Here is a 23,296-nt window from a genome sequence, read left to right on the forward strand (position 1 = left end):
GCGCGGCCCCCAGATCTCAGGCATGCGGTAAGTCCGTTTTCGACAGGAAACACACCTTAAGGGAGTGACCTGCGTTACGCCAAACGGAGGACCACCAGCCGCCCCAGCGGATCCGTCGCCCCGCCCACCGCGTGCCGCCGCAGCCGCCGCCGGTAGCGCAGCTCGGGCAGCGCGAGCCCGGCGGGCACCACCGCCTCCCGGGTCACCCCGAGCGCGGTCACCCGCAGCCCGACGGGCCAGGGCCGCTCGGGGAGCGCCCAGGGCAGGATCCGTACGGAGATGGCGGTGCCCTCGCCGTCCGGCGTCGGCTCCAGGCTCACCAGGTCCGGCTCGGCGCCGTGGTTGAGGCGCACCGGCGCGTCGCCGAGGCACATCAGGTCGGGCAGCGAGCTGTACGCGGTGATGAGCAGCGCCCGCGGCCGCCCGCCCGGGTCCCGCTCCCACGCGACGGAGGCGATCTCCAGGCGCTGCTCGTACACGCGCTTCATGGTGAGGTCGGTGACCTCGAAAGCCGTGTCGGGCGCACTGCGCTCGGGGTCGAAGAATTCCTGCGATCCGGTATAGGCCTGCTGCCCGATGACGACGACTGTCACGGCTGTCTCCCGATGCTGACGATATGAAGGGCCTTGCTCGGTGACGTCGAATGGGCCAACTAGCCGTGCTGCATTGGAGTTACGTTTCCCCGAACGGATGCACCCATCTGGACCAGTTAACTGATCTGATACGGCCACGGATTCGGCAGGCAGCCGACGCCCTCCGTGGAAAGGGATTTGGTCTGCTGCATCATCACCGGCGCGAGCGCGCCGGCGGCAGCGCAGCCGACATGGTCGTGCCCGAGCCGGTGGCCGACCTCGTGGTTGATGACCATCTGCCGGTAGCCGCGGATGTCGCCGCCGAAGGTGTCGGCGCCCTGGGCCCAGCGATAGGCATTGATCACGACGCGGTCGGTCTCCGCGGAGTCGCAGGAGACATTGTCCTCGGTCGTATCGAGCCCCGACATGGCGCACAATTCGGCGGTCGTGTCCGGCCCTGCGAGGGTGAGCACGAAGTCGACCGGACCGGACGTGACGGGCCGGAAGCGGTACGGCTCGGCCGCCCCGCCGCCCCAGCCGCGCGGGTCGTTGAGGGTGCGGTGCGCGGCGTCCGCGAAGAGCCGGCCGTCCAGCGGGAGTCCTTCCTCGACCTCGACGCGGTAGCGCACCTCGGGTCCGCCGTCGCCCCGTACCGACGCCCTGGAGGCGGCCAGCGCACCTGACACGCGCGCGAAGCGTCCCGTGCCCTCCCGGTCCGCCGGCAGCGGATAGCGCCGCCTGATCTTGAACTCGTAGACCATGGTGTCCAGTCGCGGCGCCATCCGGCCGGAGAGCCCGCGGGTGCCCGGCCGGGCGGCGCGGGGCGCGGCGGCGAGGGAGCCGGTGTCGCCGCGCACGGACTCGGCGTCGCCGCGACCGGCGCCCGTATCCCCGCGAGCCGGGACGTCGGCGCTCACGATCACCAGCACCAGCGACCCGCCGACGGCAAGCGGCACGGCCCAGGTCCAGCGCGTACGGGAGAGCATCGGCATCTACCCCTCGTCCTTCCGCAGCCGCTCGAAGAGCCGCCCCGCCGCCGGCTCGCGCAGCGCCAGCCGGTTGCGGTCGGCCGGGTGCGGCCGCACCGGGACCGTACGGAAGGTGAATTCGTCGTCGGGTACGGCGCGCACCTTCCGCAGCAGGTCGTAAAGGTCCTCCAGGGACCCGAGCCCGGGGTCGGCGGTCAGCGCCTGGGTGCCGGCGTCGAGCACGCCGTAGAGCTTGTCGGGCCTGGTGAGGGTGCCGGACTCGCGTACCTCCTCGGCCGCCTTCTTGAGGAACGCCTGCTGCCGCCGGATCCGGCTGGAATCGCTGCCGTCGGCGAAGCTCTTGCGGGTGCGCATGTACCCCAGCGCCTGGGCGCCGTTCAGCACCTGCTCACCGGCCGGTACGGACAGCTGCGCGCGCCGGTCGTGCAGCGGCTTGTCGAGCTTCACCGGCACCCCGCCGACGGCGTCGACGACGTTCTTGAACCCGTCGAAGTCGACATTGAGATGGTGATCGACCCGCACCTTGGTGAGCTGCTCGACGGTACGGATCGTGCAGGCCGCACCGCCGTAGTGATACGCCCAGTTGAGCTGCCCCTGCTCGCCCCCGGGCGCCCCGGCCCGGTTCTCCACGGCCTTGCACCGCGGGATGTCCACCATCAGATCGCGGGGAAGGCTGATGACGGACGCCCGTCCGCCCCCGTCGGCGACGTGCAGCAGCATGATCGTGTCGGATCGCGCGTCGCCGCGGCTGATCTCCTGCCCCCGGTTGTCGGCGCCGAGCAACAGGACGTTCGTGCCTGGCGTATCGGCCACCCGCTCCCGCTCGTCCGCGAGCGCGGCCACGGCGGCCTTGTCGATACGGATATTGCCGTCGAGCGAGGTGAACACGGAATGCCCGAGGGCGGCGGTGGCGAGCACAAGTCCGGAGAGAGCGAAGGGCAGGATCTTTAATACAGTGCGGGCCCTCACGCCCGCGACGCCGCTCTCTGGTCCGTACGCAGCGCGGCAAAGAGCTGCGTGGCCTGCGGCTCGCGGGTGATGAGGCGGTTGGGGTCCTCGGGATAAATCATGCTCGGCGTGGACCGGAAGGCGATCCGGTCCTGCGGAATGTCGCGCAGCTTCTTCGCCAGCCCGTACAACTCGGGGAGTGAATCGAGCCCCGGGTCGGTGGTGAGGGACGAGGTGGCCCCCTTCAGAATGGGGTACAGCTTGCGCGGATCGCTGAGCGTCCCCTTGTCCTTGACCTTCTCGGCCAGCAGGCCGAGGAATTCATGCTGCCGGCGGATCCGGTTCGCATCGCTGCCGTCGCCGACATTGATCCGGGCCCGGACATAAGCGAGCGCGTCCTCGTCACGCAGCACCTGCCGCCCCGCGGGCACATCGAGCCCCACATTCGGATCCTCCTCCGCCTTCGGCAGATCGACCTCCACCCCGCCGACCGCGTTCACGATCTGCTTGAAGCCCTTGAAGTCGACGAGGATGTGGTGATCGGCGCGGATATTGGTGAGCTTCTCGAAGGTGCGCACCGTGCACGCCGTACCGCCGATCTCGAACGCCCAGTTGAACTGCGTTCGCTGCCCCTGCGCCCAGCCGCCGCCGCGATTCCGGCAGCGCGGCGTGTAGACGAGCAGGTCCCGCGGGATGTTCACGACCTCGGCGCGCCGCTGCCGCTCGGAGATGTGCACCAGCATGACGGTGTCGGAGCGGACGCTGCCGGGGGTGGCCGGGCCGTACCGGCCGTCCTTCGCGGAACGGTCGTCGGAGCCGATGACGAGGATGTTCTGGGTGCCGGGCGGTCCGGCCGGGGGGCGGTCGTCGGCGCCGGCGAGGGCGTCGGCGGCGGCGGTGTCGGTACGGATGCCGTCGTCGAGGGAGTCGTAGACAAGCCAGCCGCCCAGACCACCGGCCACCGCCAATGCCGCGGTGGCAATCGCGGCGATCCGCAGCATCTTCCGTCTGTTGAACGCGGGGAACGCCATGACCGAGCACCGACCTCACTGTCGCCAATCCGAATTAATCGGAAAATAGCAATCAGTACGGAAGTATGCCGGTATTACTTACGGGCATGTCCCCGAGGTGCACTGCAATGGCGGCCGGACCTGGCTACCGCCGCCCGCGGGCAATGAGCCCGAAGGTCGTCCGCGGCCCGCGGCGCTCCCCCAGCCGCTGCAGCATCGGCGACTGGGTCGACCAGTAGCGCTCCACGCCGACGTCCGCGAAGCGCTCGGCAAGGAGGTCCCGCAGCGCCAGTTCGTCCACTCCGTCGCGTACGACGTGGTATTCCACCATGTCCGCGGGGTTGCTCTCGTCGCGGACGCCCCGCACCCTGCGCACCCGGGTCGCGAGCCCGCGCCGCAGCTGCCCCTGCCCCAGCCGCCACAGGAAGTACGCCCCGCGGTCGGCGGCCAGGGAGGCGACGCCGCGCCGCGGATACCAGAGCGGGTCCTGGTAGCTGACGAACGCTCCGCCTGGCGCAATGCGGTCGGTCAGCAGGCGCACGCTGCCGGCGTAGTCGGGGATGTGGTGCAGCACGGAGATGCAGACGACGAGGTCCACCGGATCGCCGTGCAGCGCCCGCTCGCCGTCCGCGTCGTGCAGCACGGTGACGCGGTCGTTGTGCCGGAAGCGGCGGCGCAGGAAGGAGGCGCTCGGCTCGCTCATCTCGGTCACGGTGACCTCGGCGCCGGCCGCGAGCAGATGGTCGGTGAAGGTGCCGTGCCCGGCACCCACTTCCAGCACCCGGCAGCGCCCGCCGGCCTCCTGGATCTCACCGATCACGCCGTGCAGCGAGCGGATGAGCCGCTCCCTGAGGGTGTGGTGGCGGATGTGCGGGGAGCCTGCGGCGTAGTCGTGGCCCTCCCCGTGTTCGTGCTCCTGCAGCGTGCCCATGGAGGGTGGGGTACGGAGATCAGCCATGGCACCGGACGGTAGCCGCGACCCCCGGAAGGGGCGGTGCGACGGCTTCAGTGCGTCGCCGCAAACAGCCTTTCGGCGGAGCGGGATTCGAGCAGCGCCGCCAGCTCGCGCACCTGGCGGGCGATGCGGTCCGCGCAGGCGCGCATGGCGTCCTCGGGGCGGCCGTACGGGTCCGCGATGTCGTCGGCGTCCGGCGCGGGCGGCGGCACCCGCGGGCCGCCGCGCAGCCGCACGTACTCGGCGAGGGTGAAGCAGCGCGCCATGGCCGCCGGGTGCAGCCGGACCGCGGCCTCGCGGTGCTCCCGCGCCATGCCGAGTACGAGATCGGCGCCGGCCACCGCCGCGGCGTCCAGGCGGCGGGCGGCGAAGCCCTCGGGATCGCCGCCCAGGGCGGCCAGTTCCGCCGCCGCCAGCGGCTCCATGGGGCGACCCGGGCGGGCATGGGTGCCGGCGCTGGCCGCCGCCGCACCCGGCAGCAGGCGCGCCAGCAGCCGCTCCGCCATGGGCGAGCGGCAGATGTTGCCGGTGCAGACGAACAGCACGCGCATGGTCACCGCGCCCCCGCCTTGGACGCCTTGGACGCCTTGTGCCGCTGCGGCGTGACCGCGCCGTCGGCCGGCTTGCCCTGCTGCCGCAGCGGGGCGTAGCCGTATCCGTAGCCGAGGCTCTTCGGCAGCACGGCGCGGTTGAGTACGCCGCCGAGCAGGTGTGCGCCGACCCCGGCGAGCGCCGCGTGCGCGGCCCGTACCCGGTCCGCGGGGGTGTGGCTCGCCCGCACCACCATCACCACGCCGTCGGCGAGCGGGGCCAGGCCCGCGGTGTCCGCGACCGGCAGCACCGGCGGGCTGTCGACGACCACGACGTCGTAGTCGTCGGCGAGTTCGCGCAGCACGGTGCGGATGCGGTCCGAGGAGAGCAGCTCGGCGGGGTTCGGGGGGATCGGCCCGGCGGCCAGCACCCGGAGCTTGCCGCCGTCGGCGCCCTGCATGATGCTCTTCGCGTCGGCGACGCCGATCAGCACGCTGGTGAGTCCGGCGTCCTCGATCAGGCCGAGCGTGCGCGCGACCCGCGGGCGCCGCAGGTCGGCGTCGACGAGGCAGGTCTTCAGCCCGGCCTCTGCCAGCGACAGGGCCAGGCTGACGGAGGTGGACGTCTTGCCCTCGCCGGCCAGGGCGCTGGTGACCACGATGACCCGCGGTTCGCGGTCGACGAGGGCGAACTGCAGGTTGGTGCGCAGCAGCCGGAAGGCCTCGGCGCGGGCGGAGTAGCCGGTGCTGTTCACCAGTGGGGTGTCGGAGCCGTTGCGTTCGTTCGGGATCGCGCCCAGCACCGTGAGCTCGGTGGCCTCGTCCAGCGCCTCGACGGACTTCACGGTGGTATCGAGCGTCTCCCGCAGCAGGGCGCCGGCGACACCGGCGAACAGCCCGAGTGCGAGCCCCGCCAGCAGGTTGAGCAGCGGCCGCGGCGAGACGGGGTCCTTCGGGGTGGTGGCGCTCTGCGTGACGCCGAGCTTCACCGGCGAGGACTTGGCGTCGTCGGGGGTCTCCAGGCGCTGGACGACCGTGGCGAGCCGCTTCGCGACCGCGTCGGCGATGCGCGCGGCCTGCCGGGGCTTCGGGTCCTGGACGGTGATGTCGATCAGGACGGTGTTCAGGGCGGCGGACGCGGTGATGCGGTCGGCCAGCGCCTCCGGGCTGATGCGCAGGCGGAGCTTCTCGACCACCGGGCCGGTGACCGCCCGGCTGGCGGCGACGCCGGTGTACGACTGCACCCGGTCCTGGGTGTACATGCCGCCCTGCTGCAGCTGGGCGGTGTCGTCCGCCGTACGCGTCGAGACGAACAGCTGGCTGCGCGCCTCGTACATCGGTGTCGTCGTCAGCGTCGCCACGCTGCCGGCGATGAGCCCGAGGATGATCCCGAGCACGATGCTGGGCCAGCGCCGCGCCGCGACCTTGATGTAGCCGCGAATGTCCACCTGTCCACCTTTTCGCTGTATGTCCGCTTCTTCGGGGGCGAGATTACGGTCGGCTCGCCACGGGTCCGCTCACGGCACGCAGGGGGCGTCCGCGAACCAGGCGATCGTCCGCCGCAGCCCCTCCGCGACGGGGGTGGACGGCTGCCAGTCGAGCTTGGTGCGCGCCAGCTCGATGTCGGGGCGGCGCCGCTTCGGGTCGTCCTCGGGCAGCGGGATCGTGGTGATCCGGGACGTGCTGCCGGTCAGGTCGCGGATCCACTCGGCGAGTTCGAGCATGGTCAGCTCGTGCGGGTTGCCGAGGTTCACCGGGCCCGGGACCTCGCTCTGCAGCATCCGCAGCACGCCGCCGACCAGGTCGTCGACGTAGCACAGGGAACGGGTCTGGGAACCGTCGCCGGTCACCGTCATGTCGCTGCCCGCGAGCGCCTGCCGGATGAGGGTGGGCACCACGCGGCCGTCGCCCGAGCGCATCCGCGGGCCGAAGGTGTTGAAGATCCGGACGATGCCCGCGTTCGTGCCGCGCTCGCGGACATACGCGGCGGTCAGCGCCTCGGCGTAGCGCTTGGCCTCGTCGTAGCAGCTGCGCGGGCCGACCGGGTTGACGTTGCCCCAGTAGTCCTCGCGCTGGGGGTGCACCTCGGGGTCCCCGTACGCCTCGGAGGTCGAGGCGAGTACGAAGCGGGCGTCGTTCCGCGCTGCCAGCTCCAGCGCGTGCCGGGTGCCTTCCGCGCCGGTACGCAGCGTGTACAGCGGGCGCCTGAGGTAGTCGACGGGCGAGGCGGGGGAGGCGAAATGCAGCACGGCATCCACCTCCGCGGCAATGTCGATGCCGTGCACAATGTCGCCCTGCACCAGCTTGAAGCCGCGGCGGCCGCGCAAGTGGGCGACATTTTCCGGCCGGCCGGTGGAGAAGTTGTCCAGGCACCAGACTTCGCGGTATCCGCTGTCGAAGAGGCGTTCACACAAATGCGAGCCGATGAAGCCCGCCCCGCCTGTCACCAAGGCCCGCATGACCACGGATCTTCCTGCCTTTGCTGTCTTTCTGTCCGGGCCGTTCCCGAGCACGTGATCTTCATCGTGAGAGAGTACGAGCGGAATAGCAGCATTTACCGCACATAGTGCTGCGAAGTACGCACGAACGGATGCCTGGACGATGCTGAAGAAGACGCAGCTGCAGCTGAAGCGGCTCATCGACATCACCTGCTCGCTTCTGCTCCTGGCCCTCTTCGCGCCCGCTTTCGCGGTCATCGGGGCCGCCATCGCGCTCACCTCGACGGGCGGCGTCTTCTTCCGCCAGGAACGCACGGGCCGGGACGGCCGGCCCTTTCGGATGCTGAAGTTCCGCACCATGCACGCCGACGCCGAGGCGCGGCGGGCCGGACTCGCCAGCCGGAACGACTCCTCGGGCCACCTCTTCAAGATGCGCGACGACCCCCGGATCACCCGGGTGGGGCGGCTCCTTCGCCGGCTGTCCGCGGACGAGCTGCCGCAGCTGGTGAACGTGCTCCGGGGCGAGATGTCCCTGGTGGGCCCGCGACCGCTGCCGGTCGGCGACTCGGACTACGAGGGCGAGGCCCGCGGGCGGCTGGCCGCGCGGCCCGGCATCACCGGGCTCTGGCAGGTCAGCGGAAGGTCCGAGCTCGACTGGGACGACATGGTGCGGCTGGACCTGCGCTACGTGGCGAACTGGTCGCTCGGCCTGGACTTCCTCATCCTGGCCCGTACGATCCCCGCCGTGCTGGCCGCCCGCGGCGCCCATTGACGGCGGCGCGGCTCGCTCAGCCCTGCCGCATGGTGGCGGTCAGCTGGACCATCCGCGAATACACCGGCTTGAGGCGGTGCTGCAGCCTTTCCGTCGTCAGCCGCTCCACCAGATCGCCGCAGGCATTCAACAGGGCGCGCTGCGGCGATCTGCCGGTGGCGGAGAGAATGCGCCCGGCCCGGCTGCGGAATTCTTCATCACCCGCACTCCAGAACCAGGATTCGGCGTCGAGCGCCGGCGGATGGAGCCGCTGGAACCCGAGGTCCTTCTCATGGATCAGATGCCACAGGGTCAGCCCGAGAATCGTCTGCCGGTCCGTGAGAAAGCGCCGCCACGGCGCGGTGGGAATGGACCGGACGTCCGCGCTCATTTCGGCCAGCGGCAGCTTGCGCAGCGCGAAGTTCATCATGTGCTCGTCGGTCCACAGCCAGGGCCGGCCCTGCTCGAACCGCGCCAGCGAATGCGCGTACACCTTTTCCAGCCGGTCCAGCAGCGTCCCCAGGAGCCGGTCGGGGATCGCGTAGAAGTGGCCGCCGTAGAAGTTGTGCTCCGGGTCCGGCTCGCCGAGCTCCGCGTGCACCTCGGCGCTGACCTGCCGGTATTCCCGGGTCTTGTCGGAGGTCGGCTTCTGCAGGTCGGCCAGCCGCTCCCCCTGCACCCCGACCCGTCCGGCGCAGCGCTCGAGCAGCGCGTCCAGGGGCCGTACGCACAGCTGGTCCGGGTCGCTGAGGACGAGGGTGCCGGGCCGGTCCCGCAGTGCCTGCAGCGCGTCGATCAGATACAGCGAGGTCTCCCAGCCGCGCCCGAACTCCGCGGGCGGGCAGTGCCGGAACGGCACCGTCAGCACCTCCACCCCCAGGCACGCGAACTCCGCCGCGAACGGCCCGGGGAGCGGCTCGGTGGTGACGAGCACCAGGTCCGCCCGCGGGTTGAAGCGCCGCAGCGACGCGTAGGCGACCACCATGCACCGGTAGTACGTGTACGCCCGGGGCTCGCCGATCCGGCCCCGGCACTGCGGGCTCTGCGCCTCCTGCCGCGGGGTGAAGGCGATGGCCGCGGTCACCGCTTCCGGCGTCCGGTCAGGCGTGCGCATGCCGGTTTTCCAGGGTGCAGCCGAAGGGGCGCTCGGCATCTTCCGGGAGCCGGGCGAGGTGGTCGGGGCGGGACAGCGAGAGCAGGTTTGCGCAGTGCGGGTTGTCCCCCGGCCAGGCGGACAGCTCCTCCCGGGCGACTCGCCGGAGCCGGCCGCAGAACTCGTCCAGGGCGTAGACGCGGCGGCCGTCGGCGTAGAGATGGTCCAGCAGCCGTTCGGGGTCTTCACCGCAGGCGCGCACCTGGCTGGGGACGTACTCGGCGAGGACGGCGCAGCGGGAGCGGGTGAGAAGGTCGCCGGCGCCGCGCAGCGCGGAGACCTCCCAGCCCTCCACGTCGATCTTGAGAATGTCGGGCGGGCCCACCCCCAGCTCCGCCAGCCGATCGTCCAGGCGGACTTGGCGCACCTCGACCTGCTGTCCGCCGGTCGCCGCGCCGTCGGGGGCGATGCTGTGGGCGCCGCCGTTGGCCGCGCTGAGCCGCATGGTCACCGTGCCCGCGCGGGCGCCGGCGGCGAGCGGTTCGATCCGTACCGCGTCCGTGCAACCGTTGAGCCGCACGTTGCGCTCCAGGGCGCGCAGGTTCACCGGCACCGGCTCGAAGGCGACGACCCGGCCCCCGGGCGGCTGGCGCCGGGCGGCAAGGCAGCTGTGCAGCCCGATGTTGGCGCCGACATCGACGATCACGCGCGCCGATCCGGCCAGGGTCTCCAGGATGGTCAGCGCCACGTCCTCGTATTCGCCGGCGGCGATCGCGGGGGCGATGCAGCGGTCGCCCTCGGCCACGTTGAAGCCGAGGCCGCGGAAGGGCACCACCATCGCTTCCGCCCGGCCGGGCGGAAAGGCCCGCCGGTACAGCGCCGCTGACACGGCGGAGGTGACCCCGCTGCCCGCCAGCGGGGTGCCCTGCAGCAGTCTTCTGCCACCGCAGATCACCCGGCTCAGAAAGCGCTGCCGACCGCTCACAACCAGTACCACCGTTCGCAAATCCCGGATCCAGGAGTGGAGCTGATATAACTTTTGCGCAGTTTATACCGAATTCGGGGACGGGCCGTGGCTCAGACACCAGGCAAGATCCAGCGCCGTTCGGCCGAACTTCGGCTGCACACCGCCGCCGTGTGGACGCTCGGGCTCAGTCCGGCGTTCTTCGCGGTCGCGGTCTGGGAGCGGGTGCCGCCGGAGGCGGCCACGGCCTGGGGGGAGACCCGCACCCAGCCGGAGCTCGCCCCGGACCGGATGTACGCCGCCGTCGCCTGTGCCGCGCTTGCGATGGGGCTTCTTGCCGCCTTGGCGGCCGTGTCGCTGACCCGCGGCGTGCGCGGCCGGGAGCCCGGGGATGTGCTGCTGGGTGCCGCCCTGGTCATGCTCGCCGGGCCGCCGCTGGCCGGACTGCTGGGTGATCACGGCGGGTTCGGGGACTGGCGGCTCTGGCTGCCGGTGCTCCTCGTGGTCGCGCTGCGGGTGGCACCGTCCGTACCGCAGGCGGAGCTGCTGCCCCGGCTGCGCCGGCTGCTGCGCTGCTATACGTGGGGCAGCCTGGCCGCGCTGCTGGTGGCGCCGGGCTGGGCGACGATCGCGCACGACACGCAGTTCCTGCGGCTGGACTGGCTGCTGGCCAGCGGCCGGCTGGCCGGTCTGACGAACCATCCGATCCTGCTGGGGATGCTGGCCGCGGCGGCGCTGGTGCTGGAGCTCGCACCGGTGCTGCGCCGCCCGGGCTGGGCCTGGCACGCCGCGGCCGCGGGTGCGGTGCTGATCCTCGCCCAGTCCCGTACGGCATGGGCCATGGCGCTGGTGGCCCTGCCCCTGCTCTACCGGCGCGAACGATCAGGACCGCGGGTGCACCCGCTGCTCAAGCGGCTCCTAATGCTCGGCGGCGCCGGATCGCTCGCCCTGCTGGTCTCGCCGGGCCTGGTGACCTGGCTGTCCGCGCTGGTGAACTCCCAGGAGATCTCGTCCGTCCACGGGCGCACCCTGCCGTGGCAGGTCGCCTGGACCGCCTTCGACTCCAGCATGCTGTTCGGCTACGGCCCTTCGCTCTTCCTCGATCCGGCGTCCCCGAACCGGGGCGCGTACGACCACGCCCACAACCAGCTGCTGCAGACCCTCGGCACCTCCGGCCTGGTGGGTGCCGCCGGACTCGCCGTCTTCCTGATCGCTCTGGTGGCCGTCGCCTGGCGCGGCGCCCGGACCACGGGCGGGCTGACCCTGGCGCTCACCGCACTGGTGCTGGTGGCATGCCTTACGGACGGGGCGCTGCGCGGTTCCGGGTTCAGCCCGCAGTTCGTCTCGATGCTGGTGCTCCTGGCGGTGCTGCACTCGGCGGTGCGCGATGCTGCCCCGGCACCACTGCCGCGCCCCGCCCCACCGCGGGAAGCCACCCCCGCAGCCGCAGCAGCCCGCGCCGGCGCCAGCGGCTGACCTGCAGGCCGTGCACCGCGGCGGTGGCCGGCAGGGTCGCCAGCGCCAGGGCCCGCGCGTCCCCCAGGGCCGGCACCGCCGCGGCGGCGGCCAGCATCACGCCCAGCGCCACGGCCTGGGTCCGCAGCACCCCGCCTTTGTCGCCCCGCACCAGATCGATCTGCCAGCCCAGGACGCACAGCACCTGCAGCGCCAGCCCGGGCAGGAACCAGGGCAGCAGCTCGGCCGCCTGTCCCCATCCGGGCCCGAGCAGCAGGACGAGACCCATGGGCCCCAGCCCGGCCATCAGCGTGACCGCCGGCGCCAGCAGCAGGCAGGTGGCGCCGTGCGCCCGCGCGATCGCCGGGCCGAGCGGCTCGGCCGCGTCCCGCACCCGGGCCAGCGCCGGGATGGCGATCCGTGACAGGCCGTTGGTGAGCACGCCGGACATGATGGAGGCGAAGTAGAAGGCGCGGGAGTAGTGTCCGGCGCCCGCCGCGCCCAGGACCGCGGCGGCCAGCCACATCGGCACGGAGAAGATCACCGACTGCAGCATCGTGTAGCGGGTGCAGATCCACAGCTGCCGGACCAGCGCGCGATACGGCTCCGCGCCGCCCCGTCCACGCAGCCGCGGAGCCAGCAGGAGCAGGCCGCCGAGCAGCGGGACCGCGGTGCCCACGGTGGCGGGCATCGCGATCGCGAAGGGATTCCAGCCCTGCCGCAGCAGCGCCAGCGCCAGCGCCATGGCGGTTGCCTGGCCGAGGAGTTCGAGCAGCGCCGCGGTCCGGAAGCGCAGCGAGGCCCGCAGCCCGGCCGTGCACACGGCGGCCGCGGGGGCGACCAGGTTCGCCAGCACCAGCAGCCGTACGAACTCGACAAGACCCGGCACCTCCGGCCAGATCAGCCCCCACAGCGGCGCGACGGCCTCGAACAGCAGGCACGTTGTTGCGCCGACACAGCCGGCCAGCAGCAGCGACCGGCGCAGTTGGCCCGGCCGGCCGCCGCTGTAGGTGAGCACCAGCTGCCCGAAGCCCTCGGCGAAGGTGGCGCTGAAGTGCACGATGGCCAGGGCGGTGGCGTACGCGCCGAAGTGCGCCGCGGTGACGTGGCGCCCGGTGTAGGCGGCGTACCCGAGCTGCAGCAGGATCGCGGTGCCGGCCGCGGCGACCTCCCAGGAGAAGCCGCCGGCCAGCCGCTTCGCGGTCAGGCCGAGCCGGTCAGCGGCTCCCCGCGGCGGCATAGACCTCCCGCACCTCTCGCAGCCAGCGGGTTTCGCCGTAGCGGCGGGCGAAGACCGCCTTGCAGTGCGTACGCAGCCCGGGCAGCTCCCGCTCCGCCTGCTCCAGCACGGGCCGCAGCGGCCGCTCCCAGGACGCCACCCACCCGGTGCCGTCGGCCCGTACCGCCTCAGGGACCGAGGAGCCCTCGAGGGCGAGGACCGGCAACCCGGCTGCCAGCGCCTCCAGATACACCGTCGGGCCGCCCTCCCGGCAGGTGCTGGGGAACACCAGCCCCCGCCAGTGCGGCAGCCTGCGGCGCAGCTCGTCGCGGTCCAGTGCGCCCAGGAACCGCACCGAACCGGGGGCCAGGGCACGGCACTCGGCCTCCAGCTCGCCGCTGCCCGCCACGTCGAGCGGCACGGTCTTGGGCCACGCGCGCAGCAGCTCGACGATGCCCTTCTCGGCGCTCAGCCGGCCCGCGTACAGCCAGGGGCCGTCGCCCCGGCCGCTGCCCTGGACCTCGGGTACGAAGTTGGGCATCACGGCGAGCCGCTGCTCGTCCACCCCGGCCCGAACGTACATCCGGCGGCTCGGCTCGGACAGCACCACCAGCCGGTCGGCCCGCGCCAGCAGCGGGTGTCCGGCGGCGCCGTGGCGTCCGGCCAGCGACAGCGGCAGGGTCGCGGCGCGGGAGCCGCGGTAGCAGGCGTGCCGCAGCCCCGCCCAGCGGTCACCGTCCGGGCACAGGGTGCAGTCGCGGCCGTCGCGGTGCAGGCCGGCTCCGGCGCACAGCGGCCTGAAGTTGTGCAGGGTCGCGACCAGCGGGCCGGTCCAGGCGCGCAGCCAGGAGGTGCCGAAGTTCGGGAAGAGATTGTGCACATGGACGACGTCCGGCCGGAACTCGCGCAGCTCCGCGACCGGCGAGGGACCGCGCCCGGAGGCGACGGTGACGGCGGCTTGGAGGGGGTAGAGCCTCGCTCCCGCGCGACGGTCGCTGTGCTCGGCGACGAGCCGGACCTCGTGCCCCGCCGCCGCCAGCGCCGCCGCCTGGTCGCGCACCACCTCGTTCTCACCGCTGGGCTGCGCGCTGCGGTAGAAGCTGTGCACCAGCGCGATACGGAGCGGTCTCACGCCTCCGCCCTCTCCTCCGGCGCGGCGAGCAGCCGGGGCGGCCGGATGGCGGACTGCACGAGATAGGCGGGGTTGTTGCGCAGATAGCGCCGCCACAGCCTTCTCGGCTCCTTGGCGAGGCGGTAGCACCACTCCAGCCCACGCTCCGCCATCCAGGCGGGCGCCTGCGGCTTCAGCCCCGCGTGGAAGTCGAACGCGGCGCCCACACCGAGCAGTACAGGGGCCCGGAGGCGGTCGCGGAAGGCGGCCATCCAGCGCTCCTGCTTGGGCGTGGACAGGCCCACCCACACCAGGTCCGCGCCGCTGTCGTTGATCCGGTCCGCGATCTCGCGCTCCTCGCGCGGCGTCAGCGGGCGGAACGGGGGCGAGAGGGCGCCCACCACCTTCAGTCCCGGGACGCGCCCGCCGAGTTCGCTGCCCAGCAGCTCCGGTACGCCCTCGCCGCCCCCGTAGAGATACGAGCCCCAGCCCCGCTCCGCACCCCTGCGCAGCACGTCCAGCATCAGGTCGGGGCCGTACACCCGCCGCATTCCGCCGGCACCGGCCCGGTGGCCCGCCCACACCATCGGCATGCCGTCGGGGACGGTCAGCCCCGAGGCATTGTGGATCGCCCGCAGCGCGGGGTCGCGCCTGGACTCCATGACCCCGTGCACCCCGGTGACGCACACATAGTGGCGCTCGCGGCGCTCGATCCAGCCGGTGATGGTGTCCAGGGCCAGAGCGCGGTCGACGGCGCTCACCTCGACGCCGAGTACGTCGACGCGCGGAATGCCTGCCATGGTGCTCAGTTGACGTAGTCGCGGCCGCCGAGGCGGGCGGCGACCTGGTCATGGATCCAGCGGTAGGTCTCCTCCAGGCCCTCGCGCAGGGTGATGGAGGGCGCCCAGTCGAGCTCCTTCTGGATGCGGGTGTTGTCGCTGTTGCGGCCGCGCACCCCGAGCGGGCCCGGGATGTGGCGGTACGTCAGCTCGACCCCGGCGATGTCCTCGACCAGGGCATACAGCTGGTTGATGGAGACCAGCTGGTCCGAGCCGAGGTTCAGCGGCTCGGTGACGCCGCTGCGGGCGATGCGCAGGGTGCCCTCGACGCAGTCGTCGATGTACATGAAGCTGCGGGTCTGCTCGCCGTCGCCCCAGATCTCCACCTCGCGCTTGCCGGTGAGCGCGGCGACGGCGATCTTGCGGCAGGCCGCGGCCGGCGCCTTCTCGCGGCCGCCGTCCCAAGTGCCGTGCGGGCCGTACACGTTGTGGTAGCGGGCCATCCGGGTGGTCAGCCCGTAATCCTCGCGGAAGTGGCGGGCCATGCGCTCGCTGAACAGCTTCTCCCAGCCGTAGCCGTCCTCGGCCATCGCCGGGTAGGCGTCCTCCTCGCGGAGCGGCAGCACTGCCGTGTCCGTCTGCTTGTCGGCGGCGTAGACGCAGGCGGAGGAGGAGTAGAAGTAGCGGTCCGCGCCGGCCTCGCGGGCGGCCATCAGCATGTGGGTGCTGGAGAGGACGGAGAGCATGCAGGCGGCCTTGTTGGCCTCGATGAAGCCCATCCCGCCCATGTCGGCGGCGAGGTGGTAGACCTCGCCCGCGCCGCCGTCGAGCACCCGGTCGCAGAGGGGGCGCAGCGATACGTCGGCGACGATGTTGTCGGCGCCGTCGTGCACTTGGTACCACTCGGTGAGCGGCTTCTTGTCCACGGCCCTGACCGTCTTTCCCTCGGCCAGCAGACGCCGGGTCAGATGCCCGCCGATGAATCCGCCGGCCCCGGTGACGACCGCGTCGATGCCCACCATTCACTTACCCTTCCGCGCTGTCCGATTTGTCCTATCAGTAAATGGAGCGCAAAGCACGGCGAACGTCATCCCACGCCGAGACACGGCAAAGTCGGACCATTCGATGGAGCGCGGAATTGTCGAATGCTGGATTACCTTGTCCCCGTGCCACGCCCCACGACTCGTCAATTGCTCGGCCGGCAGCTCCGGCGGGCCGCAAAGCGCGGTGCGGTAACCGCGAACCGGAGCCTTTCCCGGGCCGGGGTACTCGTATCGCCGCGCCACTACTACTCACCCGCCCCGGATCTGCGCGGACTCGCGGCGACCCGGGAGCAGTGGGAGCGGCCGTCCCAGCTGCCCGGCCTCGACATCGACCTCGACGCGCAAATGGCGTGGCTCGCCTCGCTGTGCGAGCCGTATCGCGAGGAATACCGCGGCAACGAGGTCTACCTGCGCAGCGCGGAGTCCGGCCCCGGCTACGGCCATGTGGAGGCCCAGGCCCTGCACGGCGTCCTCCGCGGCACCCGCCCCCGCCGCTACCTGGAGGTCGGCAGCGGAGTGTCCACGAAGTTGGCGCTGCACGCGCTCGCGCTCAACGAGCGGGAGGGCAGCACCGGCGCGGTGACCTGTGTGGAGCCGCATCCGCGGCCCTGGCTGCGCGAGCACCCGCGGGTGACGCTGCACCGCACCCCGGTACAGGCGGCCGACCTGTCGCTGTTCACGTCGCTGGCGGCGGGCGATGTGCTCTTCGTGGATTCATCGCATGTCGTAAAGCCGGGCAGCGACGTCAATTTCCTGGTGCTCGAGGTCTTTCCCCGGCTGGCGCCCGGTGTCCTGGTCCACGTACACGACATCTGTCTGCCGTACGACTACCAGCGGGACCTCTTCGACACCGTCTTCCACTGGTCGGAGACGTCTCTCGTACGGGCCTATCTCACGCACAACTCCAGGGCCCGCATTTCCGCGTGCATGAGCCACCTCCACTACACCCGGCCGGACGACCTGGCCGAGCTTTTCCCGGGCTACCGGCCGCAGCCGGGGACATTCGGGCTGCGGGCCGGGCAGGCGGCCGAGGGGCATTTCCCGTCGTCGCTGTGGTTCGTCACCCGCTGACGCCGCCCCGCTCATACGGGCCCGGCACCGGGAAATACGCCTCCAGAAACGCCCGCATGACCTGCGCCTGCTCCCCTTCCGGTACCTCGCTCTCCGCGCCCTCGCCCAGGCAGAAGACGTCCTTCGCGCGGCTCGCCAGCAGGCGGGTCAGCAGGTGCTGCTGTTCGTAGCGGCCCGTGTCGACGTATCCGCACCGGATGCCGCCCGGCTCCGCCGTGCCCGTCAGGTAGCCGTAGTGGTGGTGCAGCGAGGACACCAGGGATACGTCGCGCCAGTCGCGCAGCGCCGAGCGGGAGGTGCGGGCCAGGGGCTCGGCGAATTCCTCGGTGATGCGGGTCAGGACGCTGCGCCGCAGGGGGTACGGGGCGTGCAGGAAGCCGTTCGTCACTGTCACTCCGAAGCGGTCCTTCAGCAGTCGGCGGTTGTTCTTGGCCGCCGCGAAGTAGCCCTCGTCCGCCGCCGTCGCCTCGCCCGGCGGGATCGCCGTCGGGGACCAGAAGAAGCGGCTGTTGCCGTTGGAGCGGAAGAAACGGTTCGGGGCGACCGGGCGGCCGAGGAAGAAGTCGTCGTTGAGGTAGAGGAAGTGCTCCGACAGGTCCTCGATGTGGTGGAGGCGGGACTCGATGGCGTGGGAGTTGAAGACCGGGAGCGGGGCCGGGTCGTCCCACAGGGCGCGGTGGTCGACGATCTTCAGGCCCGGGTGTTCCGCCTTCAGCCACGCCGGCCGCTGGCCGTCCGTGACCAGGTAGATCGTGCGGATCCAGGGGGCGTACATCGCCAGCGAGCGCAGCGAGTAGCGCAGCTCGTCGCGGTTGCGGAAGCGGGCGGCGGCGTCGCCGGCCGGTCCCTCCGCGCGTGGCTTCGGCGGCAGGCCCAGCTCCGCCCGCTTGGCGTTCAATCGCTGCTGCCACTCCGGGTCGGCGTCGTCGACCCATGTGTAGACCGCGTCGATCGGGAAGTCGAGGTCGGTGACGAGCGGTTCGTTGAAGTCCTCCAGCGTCGGATACGCCCGGTCGCGCACCCGCGCGACCGCGTTCGGCAGCACCGTCGGCAGCACCGGACCCAGCGCGGTCGGGCGCCGCGGGGCCGCATAGCCGCCGCGCAGCTCGTCGTACGGCCAGAACTCGATGTCGCAGCCGAAGCCCGGCCCGTAGCGCAGCGTCCGCCCGCTCGTCAGGACCGGGCGGCACAGCCGCAGCCCGCACACCTCGCCCACGCCGCCGAGCCGCTCCGCGAGCACCGCGCCCGGCGCGTCCGTCACCGGGCCGAGCAGCTCCGCGTATACCGCCTGTCCCGGATACGCCCGCGCCAGCGCCGCACGCACGTCCGCCTGCAGCGCCGTGTCCACGGCGAGGCGGCGGTGCGGGGGGTCGTCGCGGTCGCGGAGGAGGACGTACGGGATGTCCGCGGCCTCCAGCGCGTCCGCGGCCAGCCGCAGGTTCTCCTCGTACGCGCGGGCCGCCGGCAGGTCGTCGCGGACGTAGGCGAGCTGACCTGCCGAGCGGACCAAGGATGCGTCGGTGGCGAGGAGTTCGTCCTCGCGGGCGCGCTGGTCGCCGGCGGATGGGGAGATCCTGGACGCGGGGGCCGAGGGCTGGAAGCCGCCGCCCGCGGTGACGGCCTTGCGGTGGCCGGCGCGGTCGGCGCGGGCGGGGAGACGGGCTGGGTCGGCGCGGCCCGCGTAGAGCTCCTCGAAGAGCCGTTCCCAGGCCGCGTTGATACGGGCCGCCGAGAAGCGGTCCGCGCCCTCCAGCGCCGCCGCGCCCATCCGGTGCAGCAGCGCCTCGTCGGCCATCAGCCGCTCCATGGCCGCCGCCAGCGCCTCCGTGTCGGCGGCCTCGACCAGCAGCCCGTCGGCCCCGTGCCGGATGATCTCGGCGGGCCCGGTCGGCACGTCGTACGCCACCGCCGGCACCCCGGCGGCAAAGGCCTCCACGAGGACGAGCCCGAAGCCCTCGGTCTCGGAGGGGAGGACCGTGAAGGCCGCCTTCGCCCACTCGTCGGTCATGTGCCGGGTCGGGCCCATGATCTCGACGGAGTCGTGCAGCCCGAGCTCCTCGACGAGCCGGCGCATCCGGCCGAGCAGCGGGCCGTCGCCGAAGATCCGCAGCTTCCAGTCCGGGTGCTCGACGGCCGCCTTGCCGAAGGCGATGATCGCGTGGTCGACCTGCTTGTCGGGGACGAGGCGACGGGGGACGACGATGGTTTTGGACGTACGGGAGGAGCGGGGGCGGAAGCCGTCGGGGATGGCGTTGGGAATGGTCTCCAGGCGGGGCGCGGCGGCGCCTAGCGACTCGGTGAACCAGTCTTTGGTCCAGTCGGTCAGGACCACGACGGCGTCCAGCTCGGGCGCGCGGGCGAGCAGCGGGCCGCCCGTATCGCCGCGGTGCTGGGAGGGCCGGTGCTCCTGGTGCACGCGGATGACCTCGGCGGGGGTGAGGTCGGCTACGGCCGACATCAGGGCCGGGGAGGCGGTGACGATGACGTCGGTGGTGACGGTACGCAGGGCCAGGTCGAGCTCGATGTCGGAGAGGCCGTCGAAGGCGGGCTCCCAGCGCGGGTCGATCAGGGCGCTGCGGGTGGCGGCCAGGGCGCGGCACTCGTCGTCGGTGAGGCCGCTGGCGCGGACCGGGCGGGGGACGGTCCCGGTGCGGTCGACGAGATAGCGGACGGCGACCCCGTCGGCGGCGGCGAAGAAGGACTCCTCGCGGGTGCGGAAGACGCTGACGACCTCGACCTCGTGCCCCTCCCCCGCGAGGTGCTTGGCCTGGGTGAGAACGGCCTGCTCGGTGCCGCCCATCTCATCGACCCAGGTGATCAGGAAAGTGATCCGCACGCGATCGCCTCCAGGGTGAGGGCCAGCCGGCCGGTGGGGGTGAAGTAGGGCTGGATACGGATGGCTGTGGGGGTGGAACAGGGCTCGATGCGGATGGCCACGCTGGCCGCGGAGCGGCCGGGGTCCCGGAGCACGCGGGTGGGCAGGCGGTGCACGGACTTGGGCACGGTGATGTCGGTGAGGGCGCGGGCCAGGCGGAGCGGCTTCGGGTGCGGCGGGAGGTGGAGGCGGATGTCGAAGGTGCGGGGGGCGGGGGCGGCGGGAGCGGCGGGGCGCCCTGGGCTTGCCGGCTCGGGTGTCCTCACCGCAGGTGCCAGCTCGGCCGCGGTTACGGTCAGGGTGAAGGCGGTGCCGTTCCAGCCGAGTCCGGTCAGCGGTACGGGCGGGCCGCCGTCGCGGGGCACCAGTTCGGCGACGGCGCCGTGCGCGGGCGCCGCCGCCCCCACCAGCCGGCCGGTGACGGTGAGCCGCAGCCAGCCGACGTCGATGCCCTCCACGTGCGCCGTGGGCGGCAGCGTCCGGCAGGCGAGGGCCACGGCACCGGCGCGCTCGATGACGGTGACGTGACGGCCGTCGGAGCGCGGCGGGTCGGGCCGGGTGGGGCCGTCGGCGCGGGGCTCGGTGGGGGGTGGGGCGATGGCGTACGAGGTCTTGCCGATGCGTACCGACAGCGGCTGGTGGCGGTGGCCGGTGAGCGGGAGTTCAGGCAGGGTGCAGGTGGGTACCTGCGGCTCTGGCGCCTGACCCGGGTCCGCGGCGCCCGCTTCCGTAAGCACGAATGCGCCCTCTCCACGCGACCCCACCACAGCCAACTCCCGCTCCCCGCCCCCCGTGCACAGCCACACCCGCTGCCCGCGCGCCGCCGCCTCCGCGGGCAGCCGCACGCATACGTTCAGGGTCCGGCCGTCGAGTACGGACAGGTGCTCCGCCTCCAGCAGCGGCAGCCGCCCCGGCGCCGGTCGCTTCAGGACCCGCCGCGCGAGCCGCCGCATGGCCGCCCTCATGACGCCATCTCGTACGGGCTCGGCACCGGGAAATACGCCTCCAGGAACGGGCGCAGCCGCTCCGTCTGGCCCTCGCTCTCGTCCTCCGTCGACACCGTGTCGTTGATGCAGAAGACCCGCCGGTCGCGCGTCGCCAGCAGGCGGTCGAGGCGGTTCGCGGAGTTGGGGTTCGACAGGTCGAAGTAGCCGTAGGTGATCGAGCCCGTGGTCGAACGGCCCGTATGGAAGGCGTAATAGTGGTGCAGCGACGACGGAATCGCCAGGTCCGCCCGGCTGCGGAAGCGGTGCGACGCGGTCGCCCCGTGCTCCGCCGTGAACCGCGACTCGATCTCCGCCAGCACGCTGCGCCGCAGCGCGTGCGGCGTGTGCTTCATCTTCTGCACCGGGAGCACGCCGAAGGTGTTCTCGATCAGCCGCCGGTTGTTCTTCGCCGCGACCGACACCGGCACGTCCTCGTCGCTGGGGTCGTCCAGCGGCACCAGCGCGGGCGACGGGAAGAACTTCGTCACCCCGTTCCCCATGAAGAAGTCCTGCGGCACCGTCTCCGCGCCCAGGAAGACGTCGTCGTTGAGGTAGAGGAAGTGCTCGGACAGGCCGTCGATGTGGTGCAACTGGCTCTCGATGGCGTGCGAGTTGAAGGTCGGCAGCAGCGCCGGGTCCGTAAAGATCTCGCGGTGGCTCACCACGCGCAGCCGCGGGTGCGCCGTGTCCAGCCACACCGGCGCCTGGTCGTCCGTCACCAGATAGACATTCCTGATCCACGGCGCATACGTCGCCAGCGAGCGCAGCGAATAGCGCAGCTCATCGTGGTCCGCATAGCGCGCCGCATTCGCCGCCTCGCCGTGATACTCCTCGCCCGCGTACTTCGCCCGACGCCGCTGCCAGGCTGGATCATTCCCGTCGACCCACGTATACACAGCATCGATCGGGAAGGTGATATCCCCCGGCAGCGGTCGCGTGAACTCCTCCCGCGTGCGCAGCTTCAGCCGCCCCACACCCCACCGATCGGCGTCGATCACATCCACCGCTTCGCCGTCCGCGGGCACCGACTCGGTGACGCCGTTGCGCCGCGGCGCCACCAGCCGCTCGCCCTCCCGCGTCCAGAACTCGACCTCGCAGCCGTACCGCTCGCCGAGTACCAGCTGCTCCTTCGGCTCGGTCCTGAACCACGTCAGCCGCAGCCCCCACTTGCCGGCCCCGACGTGCCGCCACACCCCGGGCTCATAGCCGGGCGCCAGCCGCACCCGAGGGCCCTCGCTGCCGAGCGGGCTGACGTACGCCGGGTTGTGGCGGCACAGCCGGGCCAGGGCGTCGAGCGTGCGGGCGCGGTCCGTATCCGATACGGCGACGATGGCGGCCTGGCGGGGGCGGCCGCGGACGCAGAAGTACGCGATGCCCGCCTGCTTCAGCGTGCGGGTGACGGTCATGAGGGCGGCGCGGCGGGCGTGCTGCGGGGAGAGGTCCGGCTGCAGGTGGGCGATGCGGGGGCGGCCGTCGACCGTGATGACCCGGCGGCCGGGCGCCGCGGCCAGGCCGCGCCGGCGGCGGGCGAGGAGGGCGGCTCGTACGCGGTCGGTGTGCTGGGCGGAGGTGAGGGTGGCGAGGCGGTGCTTCACCTGGCGGCGGGCCTCGATGGAGTAGCGCTCGGCGATGGCGCGGCGGAGCGAGACCGGGAGTGCCTTGCGGTAGAGGGCCACGACCGCGGAGGCTTCCGGGTTGATGCGGGGTCCGGGGCCGGGTCCGGGTCCGGGTCCGGGTCCCGTGGTCATCTGGCCCATTGCTTGCTCCCCTTGCGTCAGCACTGCTGGGCCCTTATCTCGGCCGTCTCGTCGTTGTGTATGCGTATCCAGGCGCCGGTGGCCGCGGCGCGGCGGTCGACGGTCTCGGTGGTGCGGCCGCTGCTCAGCGGGCCCGTTACGTCGAAGCGGTAGCAGCGGCCCGCGTCCACCCGAAACGCGTCCCAGTCATCGGCGAGCGGAGTGCGCGCGCCCGTAGCAAGGCGGTGGTCGGTGGCCGCCGCGCCGCAGGGCGGGGCGTTCTGGAGCAGCTTCTCGGCGTCGCCGCACCAGTCGTGGGCGACGAGTACGGGCGCGCCGGAGTCGTTGGCCGTACGCGAGCAGAGCCCGGGGAAGCAGCCGGAGCCGGCCGCGCGGGCCATGGGTATGCCTGCTGCGGCGAGCACGGTGCCGAGCACCGCGGCGGCTGCGAGCCGCCGGCGAACGGATGCCATAGCAGCAGCCTCCGCCCGGCACCGCCCGTCCGCATCCGGAGATGGCTCAATCGGAGCAGGTCAGGCCCATCGGCGTGGCCCGCGCCGCTTCGTGGTGCGCCAGCAGGGGGTTGGTGAGCGCCGCCGGATGCGGCAGCGCGGGGGCGGGCCGCTCGGCCGTCGCCTTGAACTCGGCGGGGGCGCTGCCCATCAGCGGGTAGGCGAGGATGAAGAGGGACAGCGCGGTCAGGGGCACGCTCTTTCTCATTGCCACAAGGACAATATGAAGAGCCGGGCCCGGCTCTCGCCGGACCCGGCA

Annotated in this window: 21 protein-coding genes and 1 pseudogene; 3 read left to right on the forward strand and 19 right to left on the reverse strand. The window is 72.4% G+C overall.

What is annotated here, in order from left to right; translation table 11 throughout:
- Positions 1-74: 74 nt before the first annotated feature.
- From ACNNMR_RS16815 to ACNNMR_RS16850, 8 genes are all read right to left on the reverse strand, one after another.
- Positions 75-593 carry a hypothetical protein gene (locus tag ACNNMR_RS16815; protein WP_419995427.1) on the reverse strand — a complete coding sequence of 173 codons (519 nt, stop codon included), beginning with the start codon at positions 591-593 and terminating at the stop codon, positions 75-77.
- A gap of 116 nt (positions 594-709) precedes the next feature.
- Positions 710-1,564: a DUF3152 domain-containing protein gene (locus ACNNMR_RS16820; protein ID WP_419995428.1), complete on the reverse strand. Its 855-nt coding sequence runs from the start codon at positions 1,562-1,564 to the stop codon at positions 710-712.
- Positions 1,565-2,479: an LCP family protein gene (locus tag ACNNMR_RS16825; protein ID WP_419995429.1), complete on the reverse strand. Its 915-nt coding sequence runs from the start codon at positions 2,477-2,479 to the stop codon at positions 1,565-1,567. It abuts the gene before it with no gap.
- Between the two features lie 47 nt (positions 2,480-2,526).
- Positions 2,527-3,540, reverse strand: coding sequence for an LCP family protein (locus tag ACNNMR_RS16830; RefSeq protein WP_419995430.1), 1,014 nt, complete (start codon positions 3,538-3,540; stop codon positions 2,527-2,529).
- A gap of 124 nt (positions 3,541-3,664) precedes the next feature.
- Positions 3,665-4,477: a class I SAM-dependent methyltransferase gene (locus tag ACNNMR_RS16835; RefSeq protein ID WP_419995431.1), complete on the reverse strand. Its 813-nt coding sequence runs from the start codon at positions 4,475-4,477 to the stop codon at positions 3,665-3,667.
- 47 nt (positions 4,478-4,524) lie between these two features.
- Positions 4,525-5,025 (reverse strand): low molecular weight phosphatase family protein, encoded by a 501-nt coding sequence (locus ACNNMR_RS16840; protein ID WP_420000387.1) that lies wholly within the window; start codon positions 5,023-5,025, stop codon positions 4,525-4,527.
- Between the two features lie 2 nt (positions 5,026-5,027).
- Positions 5,028-6,452, reverse strand: a complete 1,425-nt coding sequence (locus ACNNMR_RS16845) for a polysaccharide biosynthesis tyrosine autokinase (RefSeq protein WP_419995432.1) — start codon at positions 6,450-6,452, stop codon at positions 5,028-5,030.
- A 69-nt stretch (positions 6,453-6,521) separates the two neighbouring features.
- A complete protein-coding gene (locus ACNNMR_RS16850) occupies positions 6,522-7,463 on the reverse strand; it encodes a UDP-glucuronic acid decarboxylase family protein (RefSeq protein WP_419995433.1) in 942 nt (313 codons plus the stop codon).
- A gap of 142 nt (positions 7,464-7,605) precedes the next feature.
- Between ACNNMR_RS16850 and ACNNMR_RS16855 the strand changes: the two genes are divergently transcribed.
- On the forward strand, positions 7,606-8,214 hold the full coding sequence (locus tag ACNNMR_RS16855) for a sugar transferase (RefSeq protein ID WP_419995434.1): 609 nt from the start codon (positions 7,606-7,608) through the stop codon (positions 8,212-8,214).
- Between the two features lie 16 nt (positions 8,215-8,230).
- On the opposite strand, the gene ACNNMR_RS16860 is transcribed toward ACNNMR_RS16855, so the two are convergent.
- Both ACNNMR_RS16860 and ACNNMR_RS16865 read right to left on the reverse strand, forming a co-directional pair.
- Positions 8,231-9,307 (reverse strand): hypothetical protein, encoded by a 1,077-nt coding sequence (locus ACNNMR_RS16860; protein WP_419995435.1) that lies wholly within the window; start codon positions 9,305-9,307, stop codon positions 8,231-8,233.
- Positions 9,294-10,271 (reverse strand): FkbM family methyltransferase, encoded by a 978-nt coding sequence (locus tag ACNNMR_RS16865; protein WP_419995436.1) that lies wholly within the window; start codon positions 10,269-10,271, stop codon positions 9,294-9,296. Before ACNNMR_RS16865 ends, ACNNMR_RS16860 begins: the two co-directional genes overlap by 14 nt.
- Before the next feature lie 696 nt (positions 10,272-10,967).
- Between ACNNMR_RS16865 and ACNNMR_RS16870 the strand changes: the two are divergent.
- Positions 10,968-11,435 (forward strand): annotated as a pseudogene (locus tag ACNNMR_RS16870) (O-antigen ligase family protein); the annotation flags it as partial.
- 142 nt (positions 11,436-11,577) lie between these two features.
- Here ACNNMR_RS16870 and ACNNMR_RS16875 read toward each other — a convergent pair.
- From ACNNMR_RS16875 to ACNNMR_RS16890, 4 genes are read right to left on the reverse strand one after another with little or no spacing between them, the layout of a single operon-like run.
- On the reverse strand, positions 11,578-12,945 hold the full coding sequence (locus ACNNMR_RS16875) for an oligosaccharide flippase family protein (RefSeq protein WP_419995437.1): 1,368 nt from the start codon (positions 12,943-12,945) through the stop codon (positions 11,578-11,580).
- On the reverse strand, positions 12,923-14,056 hold the full coding sequence (locus ACNNMR_RS16880) for a glycosyltransferase family 4 protein (RefSeq protein WP_419995438.1): 1,134 nt from the start codon (positions 14,054-14,056) through the stop codon (positions 12,923-12,925). The genes ACNNMR_RS16875 and ACNNMR_RS16880 overlap by 23 nt, the downstream gene beginning before the upstream one ends.
- Positions 14,053-14,835, reverse strand: a complete 783-nt coding sequence (locus tag ACNNMR_RS16885) for a WecB/TagA/CpsF family glycosyltransferase (RefSeq protein ID WP_419995439.1) — start codon at positions 14,833-14,835, stop codon at positions 14,053-14,055. Before ACNNMR_RS16885 ends, ACNNMR_RS16880 begins: the two co-directional genes overlap by 4 nt.
- Before the next feature lie 5 nt (positions 14,836-14,840).
- Positions 14,841-15,836 (reverse strand): NAD-dependent epimerase/dehydratase family protein, encoded by a 996-nt coding sequence (locus ACNNMR_RS16890; protein ID WP_419995440.1) that lies wholly within the window; start codon positions 15,834-15,836, stop codon positions 14,841-14,843.
- Positions 15,837-15,980: 144 nt separating this feature from the next.
- Between ACNNMR_RS16890 and ACNNMR_RS16895 the strand changes: the two genes are divergently transcribed.
- Positions 15,981-16,928, forward strand: coding sequence for a class I SAM-dependent methyltransferase (locus ACNNMR_RS16895; protein WP_419995441.1), 948 nt, complete (start codon positions 15,981-15,983; stop codon positions 16,926-16,928).
- Here ACNNMR_RS16895 and ACNNMR_RS16900 read toward each other — a convergent pair.
- From ACNNMR_RS16900 to ACNNMR_RS16920, 5 genes are read right to left on the reverse strand one after another with little or no spacing between them, the layout of a single operon-like run.
- Positions 16,918-19,764, reverse strand: coding sequence for a stealth conserved region 3 domain-containing protein (locus tag ACNNMR_RS16900; protein WP_419995442.1), 2,847 nt, complete (start codon positions 19,762-19,764; stop codon positions 16,918-16,920). The two genes, ACNNMR_RS16895 and ACNNMR_RS16900, sit on opposite strands and share 11 nt — an antisense overlap.
- Positions 19,746-20,768 (reverse strand): hypothetical protein, encoded by a 1,023-nt coding sequence (locus tag ACNNMR_RS16905; RefSeq protein ID WP_419995443.1) that lies wholly within the window; start codon positions 20,766-20,768, stop codon positions 19,746-19,748. The genes ACNNMR_RS16900 and ACNNMR_RS16905 overlap by 19 nt, the downstream gene beginning before the upstream one ends.
- The gene (locus ACNNMR_RS16910; RefSeq protein WP_419995444.1) at positions 20,765-22,546 is read right to left on the reverse strand and encodes a stealth family protein; all 1,782 of its coding nucleotides are present in this window, start codon (positions 22,544-22,546) and stop codon (positions 20,765-20,767) included. The genes ACNNMR_RS16905 and ACNNMR_RS16910 overlap by 4 nt, the downstream gene beginning before the upstream one ends.
- A 17-nt stretch (positions 22,547-22,563) precedes the next feature.
- On the reverse strand, positions 22,564-22,998 hold the full coding sequence (locus ACNNMR_RS16915; RefSeq protein WP_419995445.1) for a hypothetical protein: 435 nt from the start codon (positions 22,996-22,998) through the stop codon (positions 22,564-22,566).
- Between the two features lie 46 nt (positions 22,999-23,044).
- Positions 23,045-23,245, reverse strand: coding sequence for a hypothetical protein (locus ACNNMR_RS16920; RefSeq protein WP_419995446.1), 201 nt, complete (start codon positions 23,243-23,245; stop codon positions 23,045-23,047).
- Positions 23,246-23,296: the final 51 nt, after the last annotated feature.

Origin of the sequence: Streptomyces boninensis (assembly GCF_048572725.1) — a bacterium.
Lineage (GTDB): Bacteria > Actinomycetota > Actinomycetes > Streptomycetales > Streptomycetaceae > Streptomyces > Streptomyces boninensis.

Coding starts and splice junctions, on each gene's coding strand:
- ACNNMR_RS16820 (WP_419995428.1), bottom strand. CDS start 1,564: ATGCCGATGCTCTCCCGTACGCGCTGGACCTGGGCCGTGCCGCTTGCC.
- ACNNMR_RS16830 (WP_419995430.1), bottom strand. CDS start 3,540: ATGGCGTTCCCCGCGTTCAACAGACGGAAGATGCTGCGGATCGCCGCG.
- ACNNMR_RS16835 (WP_419995431.1), bottom strand. CDS start 4,477: ATGGCTGATCTCCGTACCCCACCCTCCATGGGCACGCTGCAGGAGCAC.
- ACNNMR_RS16840 (WP_420000387.1), bottom strand. CDS start 5,025: ATGCGCGTGCTGTTCGTCTGCACCGGCAACATCTGCCGCTCGCCCATG.
- ACNNMR_RS16850 (WP_419995433.1), bottom strand. CDS start 7,463: ATGCGGGCCTTGGTGACAGGCGGGGCGGGCTTCATCGGCTCGCATTTG.
- ACNNMR_RS16855 (WP_419995434.1), top strand. CDS start 7,606: ATGCTGAAGAAGACGCAGCTGCAGCTGAAGCGGCTCATCGACATCACC.
- ACNNMR_RS16860 (WP_419995435.1), bottom strand. CDS start 9,307: ATGCGCACGCCTGACCGGACGCCGGAAGCGGTGACCGCGGCCATCGCC.
- ACNNMR_RS16875 (WP_419995437.1), bottom strand. CDS start 12,945: ATGCCGCCGCGGGGAGCCGCTGACCGGCTCGGCCTGACCGCGAAGCGG.
- ACNNMR_RS16885 (WP_419995439.1), bottom strand. CDS start 14,835: ATGGCAGGCATTCCGCGCGTCGACGTACTCGGCGTCGAGGTGAGCGCC.
- ACNNMR_RS16890 (WP_419995440.1), bottom strand. CDS start 15,836: ATGGTGGGCATCGACGCGGTCGTCACCGGGGCCGGCGGATTCATCGGC.
- ACNNMR_RS16905 (WP_419995443.1), bottom strand. CDS start 20,768: ATGAGGGCGGCCATGCGGCGGCTCGCGCGGCGGGTCCTGAAGCGACCG.
- ACNNMR_RS16910 (WP_419995444.1), bottom strand. CDS start 22,546: ATGGGCCAGATGACCACGGGACCCGGACCCGGACCCGGACCCGGCCCC.
- ACNNMR_RS16915 (WP_419995445.1), bottom strand. CDS start 22,998: ATGGCATCCGTTCGCCGGCGGCTCGCAGCCGCCGCGGTGCTCGGCACC.
- ACNNMR_RS16920 (WP_419995446.1), bottom strand. CDS start 23,245: ATGAGAAAGAGCGTGCCCCTGACCGCGCTGTCCCTCTTCATCCTCGCC.